13 protein-coding genes are annotated in these 13,340 nt (G+C 66.6%); 2 read left to right on the top strand and 11 right to left on the bottom strand.

The window, feature by feature from the left end; all coding sequences use genetic code 11:
* Nucleotides 1-93: 93 nt before the first annotated feature.
* From C7450_RS22920 to C7450_RS34090, 3 genes are all read right to left on the bottom strand, one after another.
* Nucleotides 94-702: a cysteine hydrolase family protein gene (locus C7450_RS22920; protein ID WP_170147380.1), complete on the bottom strand. Its 609-nt coding sequence runs from the start codon at nucleotides 700-702 to the stop codon at nucleotides 94-96.
* A gap of 133 nt (nucleotides 703-835) precedes the next feature.
* Nucleotides 836-2,446, bottom strand: a complete 1,611-nt coding sequence (locus tag C7450_RS22915; RefSeq protein WP_110376790.1) for a GMC family oxidoreductase — start codon at nucleotides 2,444-2,446, stop codon at nucleotides 836-838.
* A 149-nt stretch (nucleotides 2,447-2,595) separates the two neighbouring features.
* Nucleotides 2,596-2,733, bottom strand: a complete 138-nt coding sequence (locus C7450_RS34090; RefSeq protein WP_170147379.1) for a hypothetical protein — start codon at nucleotides 2,731-2,733, stop codon at nucleotides 2,596-2,598.
* 392 nt (nucleotides 2,734-3,125) lie between these two features.
* Between C7450_RS34090 and C7450_RS22905 the strand changes: the two genes are divergently transcribed.
* Together C7450_RS22905 and C7450_RS22900 are read left to right on the top strand one after the other, a co-directional pair.
* Nucleotides 3,126-3,719, top strand: a complete 594-nt coding sequence (locus C7450_RS22905; RefSeq protein ID WP_110376788.1) for a hypothetical protein — start codon at nucleotides 3,126-3,128, stop codon at nucleotides 3,717-3,719.
* A 211-nt stretch (nucleotides 3,720-3,930) separates the two neighbouring features.
* Complete coding sequence (locus tag C7450_RS22900) at nucleotides 3,931-5,412, top strand: alpha/beta hydrolase (protein ID WP_110376787.1); 1,482 nt, start codon at nucleotides 3,931-3,933, stop codon at nucleotides 5,410-5,412.
* Nucleotides 5,413-5,426: 14 nt separating this feature from the next.
* Here C7450_RS22900 and C7450_RS22895 read toward each other — a convergent pair whose 3' ends face one another.
* The 8 genes from C7450_RS22895 to C7450_RS22860 are packed head-to-tail and all read right to left on the bottom strand — an operon-like array spanning nucleotide 5,427 to nucleotide 12,818.
* Complete coding sequence (locus C7450_RS22895) at nucleotides 5,427-7,232, bottom strand: SLC13 family permease (protein ID WP_110376786.1); 1,806 nt, start codon at nucleotides 7,230-7,232, stop codon at nucleotides 5,427-5,429.
* 34 nt (nucleotides 7,233-7,266) lie between these two features.
* Entirely contained in the window at nucleotides 7,267-8,898 is a 1,632-nt protein-coding gene (locus tag C7450_RS22890; protein WP_110376785.1) for a complex I subunit 5 family protein, read from the bottom strand.
* A complete protein-coding gene (locus C7450_RS22885; protein ID WP_110376784.1) occupies nucleotides 8,895-10,430 on the bottom strand; it encodes a complex I subunit 5 family protein in 1,536 nt (511 codons plus the stop codon). The genes C7450_RS22890 and C7450_RS22885 overlap by 4 nt, the downstream gene beginning before the upstream one ends.
* A complete protein-coding gene (locus tag C7450_RS22880; RefSeq protein WP_245450065.1) occupies nucleotides 10,427-10,777 on the bottom strand; it encodes an NADH-quinone oxidoreductase subunit K in 351 nt (116 codons plus the stop codon). Before C7450_RS22880 ends, C7450_RS22885 begins: the two co-directional genes overlap by 4 nt.
* Nucleotides 10,774-11,736 carry a hydrogenase subunit MbhD domain-containing protein gene (locus C7450_RS22875; protein WP_110376783.1) on the bottom strand — a complete coding sequence of 321 codons (963 nt, stop codon included), beginning with the start codon at nucleotides 11,734-11,736 and terminating at the stop codon, nucleotides 10,774-10,776. Before C7450_RS22875 ends, C7450_RS22880 begins: the two co-directional genes overlap by 4 nt.
* Nucleotides 11,733-12,026 carry a cation:proton antiporter gene (locus C7450_RS22870; protein WP_110376782.1) on the bottom strand — a complete coding sequence of 98 codons (294 nt, stop codon included), beginning with the start codon at nucleotides 12,024-12,026 and terminating at the stop codon, nucleotides 11,733-11,735. Before C7450_RS22870 ends, C7450_RS22875 begins: the two co-directional genes overlap by 4 nt.
* Nucleotides 12,023-12,313: a monovalent cation/H+ antiporter complex subunit F gene (locus C7450_RS22865; RefSeq protein WP_110376781.1), complete on the bottom strand. Its 291-nt coding sequence runs from the start codon at nucleotides 12,311-12,313 to the stop codon at nucleotides 12,023-12,025. The genes C7450_RS22870 and C7450_RS22865 overlap by 4 nt, the downstream gene beginning before the upstream one ends.
* On the bottom strand, nucleotides 12,306-12,818 hold the full coding sequence (locus tag C7450_RS22860; RefSeq protein ID WP_110376780.1) for a Na+/H+ antiporter subunit E: 513 nt from the start codon (nucleotides 12,816-12,818) through the stop codon (nucleotides 12,306-12,308). The genes C7450_RS22865 and C7450_RS22860 overlap by 8 nt, the downstream gene beginning before the upstream one ends.
* Nucleotides 12,819-13,340: the final 522 nt, after the last annotated feature.

Below are 13,340 nucleotides of genomic sequence, written 5' to 3'. Positions count from 1 at the left end.
GAACGGCCCCTCTTTTTGTTTTCGCTGATTATATTGGTATATGTTTAGAACATTTAGCAAGCCTGAATTCGGAGGGCTCGACCTCCCTGGCGGTCAGGCGTCGGGAAGCGGCGGCGTCGTGAATGTCTCGGCGATCGGCACGACGCGCGCGAAGCCGAAGGCCATCACGGCGAGGGACGCTTCGTGCCGTGCGGCGTCAAAATCGGCACAGGCTTCGCGCGGCAGAATGACCTCATAGTCGCGTTGCGCCAGGTCGCGCACGGTGGTCTCGACGCACATGGACGTCGTGACGCCGCCAACGATGACACGCTCGATCCCCCGGGCCCGCAGGATGACCTCGAGTGAGGTGCCGTAGAGCGAGGAATGTCGTGCCTTGTCGATGATGATGTCGTCAGCGGCCACATCGACGAGCGCCGTCAATTCGACATCGGCGGTGCCGGCCCTGAGCCCGCCCATGCGGCAGAGATTGGGACGCATGCGGCGCACCAGGCCTGCGTCGGAATAATCGGCACGGAACATCATCCGCGTCCAGGCGACGGGAATGCCGCGCTCCCGCGCCTCGACGGCCAGGCGGTTGCATTCGCGGGCGGCCGCTTGAAGCGTGGTGATATCCCAGCCGAGCCCGGCGATCGAACCGCCGGCATCACAGAATGCGTTCTGGAGATCGACGAGCAGCAGGAGTGAATTGATACGCGCGACCATGGAACTCCCTCGCTGCACAGCGGTCGCCATTCCGGGCAAGGCCGATCGGAACGCTGATCCCGACGCATAGTATACCGACCGTATTGCTATAGGACTAGGACATTCAAGCAAGCCGCAGAACAGGCGGCAATTGTCAGTGATTGTCCTCGCGGATCATCGTGGCGGCCTTCTCGGCGATCATCAGGGTCGGTGAATTCGTATTGCCGCTCGTGATGAAGGGCATCACCGAGGCATCGGCCACACGCAACCCGGCCACGCCGCGCAGCCGCAACCGTTCATCGACCACCGCCGTCGCATCATCGTCCGTTCCCATCCGGGCCGTTCCGACGGGGTGGAAGATCGTGGTTCCGATCTGCCGCGCGGCTTCGAGCAGGTCGTCATCGGTCCTCGCCGCGGCGCCGGGGCGATACTCCTCGGGGCGGTAACGCTGCAGGGCGGGCATCGCCACGATGCGGCGGACAATATTCAGCGAGTCGATGGCGACGCGCGCGTCCTCCGGCGTCGTGAGGGCGTTCAGGCGGATCGCCGGCTGGGCCGCGGGATCGGGAGAGGCGAGCCGCACGCTCCCCCGGCTCGTCGGCCGCAGGTTGCAGACGCTGGCGGTGAAGGCCGGAAAGGCGTGGGGCATCTCGCCGAACTTGTCGAGCGACAGCGGCTGGACGTGGAACTGGATGTTGGGCGTCGCCTGATCAGGGGACGATCGCGTGAAGGCGCCGAGCTGCGACGGCGCCATCGTCAGGGCACCGCGCCGAAGCAAGGCGTATTCGAGCGCCATCGCTCCTTTGCGCAGAAGGGAGCCGTAGTCCTCGTTCAACGTGCGGATCCCTGAGACCCGGTAGATCGGTCGGAGCTGAAGATGGTCCTGCAGGTTTTCCCCGACGCCCGGCGCGTCGTGGATCACGGGGATGCCGAGGGCGCTGAGGTGGCCGGCATCACCGATCCCGGACAGTTGCAGGATCTGGGGCGTACCGACCGCGCCGGCGCAGAGAATGACCTCGGCGCGGGCGCGCACGCGCTTCAGTTCGCCCCTCTGGACGAAGTCGACGCCCGTCACCCGGCCATTCTCGACCACGAGTTTCGCAACATGGGCCTGGGTTTCCAGCCTCAGCCCGGGGCGATTCAACACGGGCTTCAGGAATCCCCGCGCGGCGGACCAGCGGCGGCCCTGTTTCTGGTTGACATGGAAATAGGCGATACCCTCGTTGTTTCCGGTGTTGAAGTCGTTGGTCCGGGGGATGCCGGCCTCGACCGCCGCCTCCAGGAAGGCATCAAGCAAAGCCCAGCGCACGCGTGGCGCCTCGACCCGCCATTCTCCTCCGACGGCGTGATGCTCGCCCGCGCCGAGGAAGTGATCGAGATGGCGGCGGAACAGCGGCTGGACGTCATCCCAGCCCCAGCCCGTGAGGCCGAGGTCACGCCACCGGTCGTAGTCCTGACGCTGGCCGCGCATGTAGATCATGGCATTGATGGCCGAACAGCCGCCGATCACCTTGCCGCGGGGGTAGTTGAGGACGCGGCCGTCAAGGCCCGGCTCCGGTTCCGTCGTGAACATCCAGTCAGCACGGGGATTGCCGATGGCGTAGAGGTAGCCGACCGGCACGTGAAACCAGATCCAGTTGTCGCGCCCGCCCGCTTCCAGAAGACAGACGCTGCGTTGGGGATCAGCAGACAGCCTGTTGGCCATGAGGCATCCGGCGGTGCCGGCGCCAACGACGACGTAGTCGAATGTCCCCGCGTCGATCATCGCGTCCCCCCGTTTTCTCGTTCTTGTGCACGCAAGCGCCTATGACCGCCGCATGCGTGTCGGTCTTCTACATTGGACAGGTTATTGATGGAATGGAGGCCGTCGCCAGCCGGGCGCCTGCCCGCCGGCTGGACGCCCAGGGCGAGTATCTAGAGAAATTCGTAGGCGGCGAGGAGCGCCAGACCGATGAGAACGGCCAGCGTGACCTTGGACAGGAGGATCTTGCCGGCGATGCCCATCCATGTCCGCTCGGGATATTCGTAGTCGTCATTGGGAATGTGGCGCACTGCGATCTCCACTTTCGTCCGACTGAAGCACAGAACGCCACGGGGGAAAAGCACGACGCGCGCGAGCGATGCGCCATTTGCGACCACAGCAGCGGCGGGTGCCGCGCGCGATTGCGAGGTGGTTCCCTTTCGCGAATCGTTGTGCCTGCCACGGTGAAATATTGGGATTGCACGCCTAGAAGTGGGACAGCGAGCGCATGTCACCGGCGGAAGGACGGGATAGAACAGTCCGTCGCATGGGGCGGTTGCATCTGCGGTGCAGATGGTCTTCCCGATGCATGTTCACGACGCCCTTTGCCTTCGGTCTCTTGGATGAGCCCCCGTCCAGCCTCGACAGTCGTCCAGGGTCGCGTGAACGCGGTGAAGAGCTCTCACAGAGCAAGAGGGTCACAATGTCCATGTCGCGTCGCGTTGCCTTGGCAACGCTTTTCTCGGGTGCCGTCCTGGCACCCACAATGAGCTTCATCGGCCCGGCGATGGCGCAGGTCGTCAGCGTCCGTGGTCTCGGTCCCGTCACCGTCGAAACCGCACGCGTGCGGGTGGTCTCCGTCGATCCCCAGACCCGCAATGTCGTCGTGGAGCGTAGCGGTCGTCAGTGGCGCATCACTGTGCCCGACGCCTTCGGCAGCCTCACCGCACTGCGCCGCCGTGATCGGCTCGACATCAACCGCGTGGAGAGCGCGGTCGTTGCCGTGACGCGCGCGGCACCCGGCGTGAAGCCGGATATCATGCTGACCGAGACCGTCAACGATGGCACCTTCGACAATCTGCCCGCCCGCTGGGTGATACGCCGGGTCACGGTGACGGCCGAATTCAGGCGCATTGATCGTGGGATGGTCGACTATGTCGGTCCCGAAGGCCCCCGGTCCATCCGCGTCGTCGATCCGGCGGTCATCAGTTCGCTGAGCGCGCTGCGTCGCGGTGACATGATCAATCTGGTCTTCACCGAGGCGACGCAGATCGTCCTGACGCCGCGTCGCCTCTGACGCGTTCCGCACGCTCGCGACGAATGAGCACTCCATCCGCCGGGCGGTTGCCGCCCGGCGCGCCTTTCGTGCGTCGGGGGCGCATCGCCATGGGCCGTTCCGGTTGTGAGATGCCGGCGGCTTCTTGTCCGGCACCGCGTGATCGCATAGCAGTCTGCCGTGGGTTGGGAACCGCGGCATCGGCGCGGCAAGCCGCTAAAAGGTCCTTGCAATGTTCGGTTTCGTCAGCAAGACCGTGAAGCGGGGGGCCGCGGTCCTCGCCATCATCGCCGTTCTTCTCATCGGCCTCCGCATCTACGATATCGGGCGGGGCCCGCCGCTCGAGCCCTGGCACACCTATGTGCCCGACGAGCTCTCGCGCGCAGAACTCGATGGGGCGAGCCTCGAAGACTATCTGACCGCCGAGAACCGAATATTCGCGGACGTCCGGACGGAGGTGACACAAAAGCTGGAGGCGGAGGACCGCGTTCCGGTCAATCGCTATTTTGAAGGCAGCCCGATCCACCCCGGGCATTTCAAGCAGGACTGGAATCGCTCCTTCATCCTCGAGCCTCAGGGCAAGCCGGTCGGCGTTGCGGTCTTTCTCCACGGCCTGACGGACGCGCCCTATAGCCTGCTCCATCTCGCGCGCCATTATCGCGACCGCGGCTTTCTGGCGATTGCGATCCGGCTCCCGGGCCACGGCACCGTTCCTGCCGGCTTGACCGAGGTGGACTGGGAGGACTGGCTTGCCGCGACGCGCCTTGCCGTGCGGGAGGCGAGGAAGCGTGTCTCGGCGCCCGCGCCGCTGCATCTGGTCGGCTACTCGAATGGCGGCGCGCTGGCGACGATGTATGCGCTCGAGGCGTTGGAGAACGGGACGCTCGCGCGGCCGGACCGGATCATCCTGATGTCCCCGATGATCGGCGTCACGGCCTTTGCACGCTTCGCCGGGCTTGCGGGCCTGCCGGCGATCCTGCCCGCTTTCGCCAAGGCGGCTTGGCTCAGCGTGCTCCCGGAATTCAATCCCTTCAAATACAACTCCTTCCCGGTGAACGCGGCGCGGCAGTCATACCTCCTGTCCAGCACGTTGCAGCAGAAGATTCAGCAGTTCGCGCGGGACGGCCGGCTCAAGGATCTCGCGCCGATCATCACGTTCCAGTCGGTCATGGACTCAACCGTCAGCACGCAGGCGATCATCGCCGCGCTCTATGCGTACCTGCCGGCGAATGGCAGCGAACTCGTGCTGTTCGATCTCAACCGCGCCACCAGGCTTGGGCCACTCGTGAGTGCGGCGTCCGACACGCTCATCAGCCGGATTGTGCCGCCGCCGCCGCGGGCCTACCGCGTGGCGATCATCACGAATGCGAGCCCGGATTCGGGCGACGTCGTCGAGCGCGTGACCGCGGCCGGCGGCAGCACCGAGACCGTGCGGGAGCTCGGCCTCACCTATCCCCCCGATGTGTTTTCGCTCTCCCATGTGGCGCTACCGTTTCCGATCACCGATTCGCTCTATGGGCTCAAGCCTGATCGGAGTGAGGATTTCGGCTTGGCGCTTGGTGCCATTGCCGCGCGGGGCGAGCGCGGAACTCTGGTCATGGATCTCGATACGCTGCTGCGGATGTCGTCGAACCCGTTCTTTCCCTATCTGGTGGACCGGGTCGACGAAACGCTGGCAGATGTGCAGCGCCCGGCGGCATCCGCGCCGCGATAGGGCACAGACCTGCCTCAGAAGCGCCAGACGAGAGGCACGTAGAACACGGCCATCACGAAAAACCAGAGCATCAGCGGCGTGCCGAGCTTCCAGTAACTGGTGAAGCTGTAGCCGCCGGGGCCCATCACCATCATGTTGGTGGCGGTGGCGATCGGTGTCAGGAACGAGGCCGCGCCGGCGATGCACAGGCTCATCAGGATCGGCCGCGGGGACACGCCCATGCCGTTCGCCGAGGCCATGGCGATCGGAATGACGAGCATGGTCGTCGCCGTGTTGCTCATGATCTGGCCAAGGCCTGCGGTGAGGACGAAGAGCCCGGCGAGAAAGACGGTCGGCCCCGCATCACCGGTGAGGCCGACGAGATGGTCAGCTACAAGCTGGGCCGCACCGGATTGCACCATGGCGACCGAGAGCGGCATCATCGCGCCGACGAGGATCACCGTGGTCCAGTTGATCGCGCGATAGGCTTCCTCCACCGTCAGGATGCCGGTGAGGATCAACAGGCAGGCAGCAGTGAGGCCGGCGACGGCCGGCGGCACGATGCCCGTGGCGAGCAGGATCACGAGGCCCGCCAGCACCGTGACTGCGACGCCGGCGCCTGCGCCCATCGGCACGGCCTGGCGCCTGACAAGATCCGGTGAATTGACGACCAGCACGTCGGGATCCTCGAGGTTGAGGTCGAGCGCCTCCCAGCTTCCCTCGAGCAGCAGGGTATCCCCGGCCTGCATGGTGTCGCCCGGTTCAAGATCGACCCCCGCCCGCTGCACCGCGAGCACCACGAGGTCGCCGCTGTCCGTGATCATCCCCGGAAACATGATGCGTCCGATGAGGGCCGATCGCGGCGGTATGACGACCTCGGCGAGGCCGGAGCGGCGATTGAACAGGCCGCTGTCCGGTTCCGTCCCGCTTTCGCGCAAGGCGAGGTGTTTTTCGGCGGCCAGATTGGCAACCGCCTCTGCCTCGCCCTTGACGAGCAGGTAGTCGCCCGTGGCGATCGTTGGCGTGCGCAGCGGTAAGCCGGATGCGCCGGCCTGCGCCGCCATCAGCGCAAGGCGCGGATTGTCGGCGATATCGAGATCGGCGGGGGATCGTCCCGCATAGGGTGAGGTCGCGCGCACGCGCAGTCTGAAAACGCCGTCGCTCAATCCATAGTGCTCGACGAGCGTCTGGGCGTGCCGGCTGAAGTCGGCAGGCAGCCGTGCGCTCGTCTTCTCAGGCAGCAGGCGCCGCCCGAGAATGAGGATGATCGCCATGGTGCCGGCGAGCAGGGGAAGCCCGACGAGTGCGAATTCGGCGAAGGCGAAGCCTTTGAGGCCCGCGTCCTCCAACGCCTCCGAGACCAGGATGTTCTTCGGCGCGCCGGTCAGCAGCAGGTTCGAGCCGGCATGCGCTGCGAAGGCGAGCGGCATCAGGAGTTGTGAGGGTGACTGGCGCAGGCGGATCGCCGCCATCACGACGACCGGGATGAGGGCTGCAACCGCGCCGCCTCCGCTGATCAGGGCACTGAGACATCCGACAGCCGTCATGATGATGATCAGCAGGCGCGCACGCCGGTTCTCGCCGGCCTTGGCGATGAGCAACTGGCCCGCCCAGGCCGTGACGCCGGTCTTCTCCAAGGCCGCGCTGACGATGAACAGGCTGGCGATGAACATGACCGCGCGATCGCCAAATCCCGCCAGCGCCTGCTCGAGCGTGACGACGCCCGCGGCCCAGAGCGCCAGCGCCGCGCCGAGCGCGACGACGATCACCGGGAGCCTGTTCCAGGCGAACAGGGCAATGGTGATGGCGGTGATGAGCGCTGTGCTCTCGATCGCACTCAAATGTGAGGCCACTCCATGATACGTTTGCGCTCTGTCAGTTCTGCAGCATCAGCGTTGCGCCGAAAAGGACAACGAGCCCGATCAGCCACAGTCCGGCGGTCGACCAGCGGCGCAGATGATCATCGGCCAGCGTGATGCCTGTGACCACGCGGCGAATGGCCGGCTCGCCGGCTTCCGCCAGGACGACGATGTCGCCTTCCGGGATCGATCCGGAGAGCCACGGCAGCCGCCGGACGATCAGCATCGCGACCCCGCCGAGCAGCATGGGCCAGGTGACCTTCCACAGGGCCTCGGGCGTGAGCAGGCTCGTCAGGGGTTCGCCGGTCAACCCGGGGTAGAGTGACCAGGGAATGACGAGCGAGGCAAGCGCCGCGACGAGCCAGGGACCGATCTGCCCGAGGGGCGCGCGCGACCCGGGATCGCGCTTCATGTCACCGGCCACGGTGATGAGGAAGTGGAGCATCAGCAACGTGCTGCCAGCGCCCGCCAGCGCCATGGCGAGGCTGAGAAATCCGTATCCGAGCATCGGCTTGGTCGCGAGCTTGGCGAGCGCGCCGCTGGTCAGCGGCATGCCGCCGAGGCTGAGCGCCAGGATGGCCGTGAGCAGGAAGACCGGACGCAGTCGCGGCCCGCCCGTTGCAGCGAGAATCCCGACCGCGAGAAAGAGCGCGCCTTTCACCAGGGTATGGTGAACGGCGTAATAGGCGACGAGGTTGGTCGATCCCGCCTCGGCCGTCGCGAGGCCGACGCCGAGGAGCACGGCGATGAGGCCCATCTGGCTGACAGTGGAATAGGCCAGGATGGTCTTGGCGCGGGTCTGCGTGATCCCTACGGCGACGCCATAATAGGCCGTGATGAGGCCGAGCGTCATCAGAACCGGTCCCCAGAACGGCAGGCCCGCGTCGAACGGCAGGAAGCGGATGAGCCCGATCACGCCTGCCTTCACCACCACGCCGCTGAGGACGGCGGAGGCTGGCATCGGCGCCGCCGGATGCGCAAGCGGCAGCCAGACGTGCAGGGGCACGAGGCCCATCTTGAGGGCGAAGCCGAGGACGAGAAGGGCGACGATGCCGTTGCGCATCGGTGACGCCGGCAGCGTCGCGACCACGTCCCGGATCAGCGGATTGGCATCCGGATGGCTGGCGGCGAGCATCACGAAGGCCAGCAGGAGAAAGGCCTCTCCGAGAAGCGCCAACACGACATAGACGCGGCTTGCCCTGTGGGCGCGTTCCGTCTGCTCATGCACGATCAGGCCGAAGGCCGCGAGGCTCGCCAGCGTGAAGAGCAGGTAGAAATTGGCGACGTCGCCCACGATGAACAGGCCAAGGCTTCCGGCGAGCGTCAGCAGCCACCAGACGGCGAAGCGCGGGGCCGACGGCTCGTGCCCCATATAGGACGCGGTGTAGGCGCCGGCTGCGCTCCAGAGGAGCGCCGCGCCGCCGAGCAGGACCGCCCCCGGCCGGTCGAGCACGAGCGATAGCCGGAACGGCGGCGGAAAGAACACGACGGTTCCATCCGGCGCGAAGACGGCCGCGAGCAGCGCCGGAAGAGGCGCAATCACGATGAGAAACGGAACTTTTGCGCGAAAATTCCGGGACAGGCAGAAGAGCGCCATGGCGAGCGGCAGCAGGATCGAAGCCGGCAGCAACAGGCCCTGGATGCTCATGGCGCCACCACTGTAACATGCGCGGCGCGGCCGATCTGCAGGAAGCCGAAGGGCTGGAGCGGCACGAAGCCAAGCAGGACCGCGGCGATGGCGAGCGCCAGGGCGACGATCTCAAGGCGGCGGGGGATCGCCTTGCGCAGATGGAGCGGGGCCGCGGGCGTTGCGAGCGCGCGGTCGACCACGCGGAAGACATAGCCGGCGGCGAGCAGGCCGCCGATCAGGATCGTCGCCGCGAGCCAGGGGTGGCCGTTCACCACGGCGGCCGTCAGCAGCAGGCATTTCGCGACGAAGCCGCCGCTCGGCGGTATGCCCATCAGCGAAAGCCCCGCGAGACCGAAGGCTGCCGCGCTCATCGGCAGCACCCGGCCGAAGCCGCCGAGTTCGGCGATGCGGTCATGGCCAAGGGCTTCGGCAATGACGCCGGCGGCGAGAAACATCGACGCCTTGGCGAGCGCATGCGAGACGAGCTGGAGCGCGCCGCCCGTCCAGGCGATCGTCCCCCAGACGGGCAGATCCTCGGTTCCGGCCGCGAGCGGAAAGACGATGAAGAGATAGCCGATCTGCGCGACGGTGGAATAGGCGATCATCAGCTTCAGGCGCGCCTGCGTCAGCGCCATCACGCTGCAGAACAGGATCGACGCCCCGCCGAGGATGGCGAGACACTGCCCTGCCAAGCGCGCGGCCTCAGGGGGCGCAACGTCGAGCACGAGACGCAGGATCAGGAAGACCGGCGCCTTGATGACCAGCGCCGAGAGAACGGCGCTTGCGGCGGCAGGCGCGCCGGCATGGGCGGGCGGCAGCCAGAGATGCAGCGGAAACAGGGCCGCCTTGGCGAGAAGCCCCACGATCATCAGGGCGAGCGCGACGGAGACGACCGGGCCGCTCGCCTGCATGCCGGACAGCATCTGCAGGTCGAGCGTCCCGAAACGGCCATAGAGCAAGGCGGTGCCGAGGAGATAGAGCAGCGATCCGAGAAGCGCGAACATCAGGTAGCGCAGCGCCGCAGCGACGGTTTCCGCGCGGCCGTCGAGGCAGACGAGGGGAACCGCGGCGAAAGTCAGGAGCTCCAGGGCGACATAGAGATTGAACAGGTCCTCGCCGAGAAAGACCACGTTCAGCGCGCTCCAGATCGCCATGAGCAGGATCCAGAACGTCGTGGGGGCCCTGCCGTCGCGCATTGCGGGATCGAGCCCATGCTGCGCCCTGGCGAAGAGGCCGGCCGCCGTGATGACGACGGCTGTCATCACGAGCATCACGGCCGACAGCCCGTCGGCCCGCAGCGTGAGGCCAAGAGGAGGCGACCAACCGCCGATGGCGTAGACCAGGCCGGTCCCGCTTCGGAACAGTTCGACCGCGATGGTCACGGCGACGGCCAGCCCGACGGCCAGGGTGCCGAGGGCGACACGCGCCGTGTGGCGAGGGCCGAGGGCGAGCATCGCCAGCACCGCGCAGACCGGCAGCATGACAGCGAGAACCAGCAGATAGCCGTTCGTCGCGGTGAAATGTCCCTCTGCCGTCGCAAGCGAAGTCATGGCTCGCCCCGCGATTGCGATGCGGAGGGCGCCTCGCTGTCGAAATCGCGTCTGCCGGTCAGGTCGAACAGCCGTCGCAGCAGGGCAACGGCGAGCGCCGTGGCGGAGAAGGCGACGACGATACCCGTGATGACCAGCGCCTGGGGGACCGGGTCGCCTGCAAAGCCGGCCGCCGCGCCACGCCGGGCGATGACGCCGAAGACAAGAAATATGCCCGCGCCGATGAGGTTGAAACCGACCACCCGGCGCAGCAGGCTCGGATGGGTGATGACCATGAACAGGCCGATGCCGACGAGCGCCGCGCCGCCGAGGCCGAACAGGGTGGTGGGGGTCAAGGCGGCGGTCACGGCTCAGGCGCCTTCTGCGCGGGGCCGGCGACGAGCATCGCCAATGTCGCCGCGATGGACAGGGTGAGAGCGGCCTCGATGCCGAGGATCAGGGGCTTCGCGATAGGCTCCGGATAGGAGAGGAAGCCATCCGCGATGAAGAAGCCGAGAAAGCCCACGGCGAGGAACAGCGCGGGGCCGCCGACCAGAAGCAGGCGAAGCACGCGATGGGCCGTGTCCGGTGGCTGCCGCAGGCCGGCAAGCATGACGATCAGCCACATCGCGGCGAGCACGGTGCCCGCCTGGAAGGTGCCGCCCGGCGCGTCGGCGCCGACCCAGAACATGTAGACCGCGATCACCACGCCGATGGGCGGCAGCACGCGTGCGAGATAGACGAGAGGTTCGGGCGCGACGGCTGGCGCGAGGCTCGGTGCGCCGCCCCAGGTGCGGTCGGGCGCAAGCGACCAGACGCCGACCAGCGCGAGGAGAAGAACCACCTTCTCCAGTAGCGTATCCAGTGCGCGATAGGCGAGCAGCACCGCTGTTACGGGATTGCCGAGGCCGGTCGTGTCAAGCGCCGCCGCTGCGACGGGCGCGAGCGTCGGAGCGGGCGTCGGAAGGGCGAGAACGGCGAGCGCGAGCCCCGCGGTCACAGCCGCTGAGGCGAGCGCCGCGGCGATCGTGCCGACGTTGCCCAGGCGCCGACGCCCGTCATGTGGACGGTCCTGTGCGCTGTCCTGCGCGAGAGGCTTGCGCAGGTGGGCCTCTGCGCTCAAGAGCAGCACGCCGGTGACACCGCCGCCAATCGCCACCTCGGTCAAGGCGACGTCGAGTGCCGAGAGCCGAACCCACGCGAGCCCGAGCAGCAACCCGAAGGCGATGAAGGCGACGATCGCGTTCCGGTCTTCGCGCGTCATGGCGATGTGCCCCGCCAGCGCAATCAGCCAGGCGACAAGGGCAAGGTCGAACAGCAGCGTCATGGGCCGGATTTGCGGCGGTTGAGGCTGCCGGCGATCAGCTGGCTCGCCGTCGCGGCGGAGAGCTGCGCCAGCAGCCAGATCAAGATCAGCTTCAGCCCGTCCGTGAGGCTGGCGGCTTGCGGCAGGAGCCCGAGCACGATCAAGGCGAGCCCGAGATTATCCGCCTTGCTGAGGGCATGGAGACGGCTCAGCGTATCGGGAAAGCGCAGGAGGCCGATCGTGCCGGCCAGAAACAGCAGCGCGCCGGCGGTGACCGCCAGGAGCGTGAAGACATGGGCGAGGATGGTCATGTCTTCTCCTTCGTTGGCTGCGGGTCTTCGTCTGGCGTGTCCTCCTCGCCCCGGGTGAAGGCCGCGCAGGAAAAGGCCGCGAACAGCATCAGCAGCAGGGCGGCATCGCTTGTTGCCGCGACACCCGATGCAGCCCCCAGCAGCAACAGGGCGGCGACACCACCCGTGCCCAGCAACTGAACCGCCATCATGCGTTCGACGGCAATCCGCGAGCGCAGCACCCGGAACAGGCCGAACGCCGTGGCCGCAAGAATGGCGAGCGCCGCTGCGGTGAAGACATCAGCCATGTTGCCCGCCGTCGGTCAGGGTGCGGCAGAATGCGGCCTCATCGGCGGCGAGCTGCTGTGCGACCGGCTCGCGTCGATCAAGGCAATGGATGAGAAGCGTGCCGTCGGGTTCCGACGCGACCGGCAGCTTGCCGGGCTGAAGGCTCATGATGGCTGTGGCGGTCGCGCGGATCATGCCGGCGGGAAGCGCCGTCCGGAAGGTCACGAAGCCCGGCGCCACGGCCGGAGGGGTTGTCACCGCGCGCCACGCCACATCGATCCCGGCCACGACAGACTGCATCAGGAAGCGCATGAGGAAGCGCATGATGCCGGGGATGGACAGCCTTGCCCCCGCCGGCCATAGCGCTGCGCTGGTCCAGGTCGCGGCCACTGCCGCGACGAGACCAACGGCGAGGTCTTTCGGTGCAGGCCCGATCAGGATCATCCACAGAAGCAGAAATCCGGCGCTGCGCAGAATGAGACCGGATCGTGAGGTTCGCGCGTCAGGCGTCGTCGTCGTCATCATGGGGGGACATGCCCGAGACCATCCGGCGAACGGGTCACTGCAGCCTCCGATCGTGGAAAGGCGATAATCAAGCGGTCATTTGGCGATCGCGACACGCATGGGCTCCATAGCAAAAGCCGCGTTATCACGCTTCCGGGACTTCGCAAAAGCTGCTTTCCTTCAACCGCGAAACAGGTCTCTATTGTCAACGACACGAGTTCGGCGGATATGCAGCCTCCACGCCGAGGCGATATCATTCAGTGTGGAGAAATCGCCTAGCCAAGACGCATATCAATGCTTCATTCCATTGCGGATAACAATCCGTAAAACTCTGACTAACTCGTTGATATTAAAATAGCATTCACCCCGTTTCCGGTCATCGGCTTCCCGTCCCACGGCTGTGCCCAGCGTCCCATTCTCGGCGCCGGTCAGCCAAGCGCAAGCTAAAGCATGTGCAAAGCGCGGGGATCGAGGCTATGCCCGCTGGAGAGCGGATCGTTCAGTTGTCGCCGCGGGTGTGGACGGCGCGGGGGAGTTTTTGAC

The sequence above is a fragment of the Chelatococcus asaccharovorans genome (assembly GCF_003201475.1).
In the GTDB taxonomy this organism is placed as follows: domain Bacteria; phylum Pseudomonadota; class Alphaproteobacteria; order Rhizobiales; family Beijerinckiaceae; genus Chelatococcus; species Chelatococcus asaccharovorans.
Note: the sequence above shows the minus strand (reverse complement) of the source record. Positions and strands in the feature narration are given on the sequence as shown.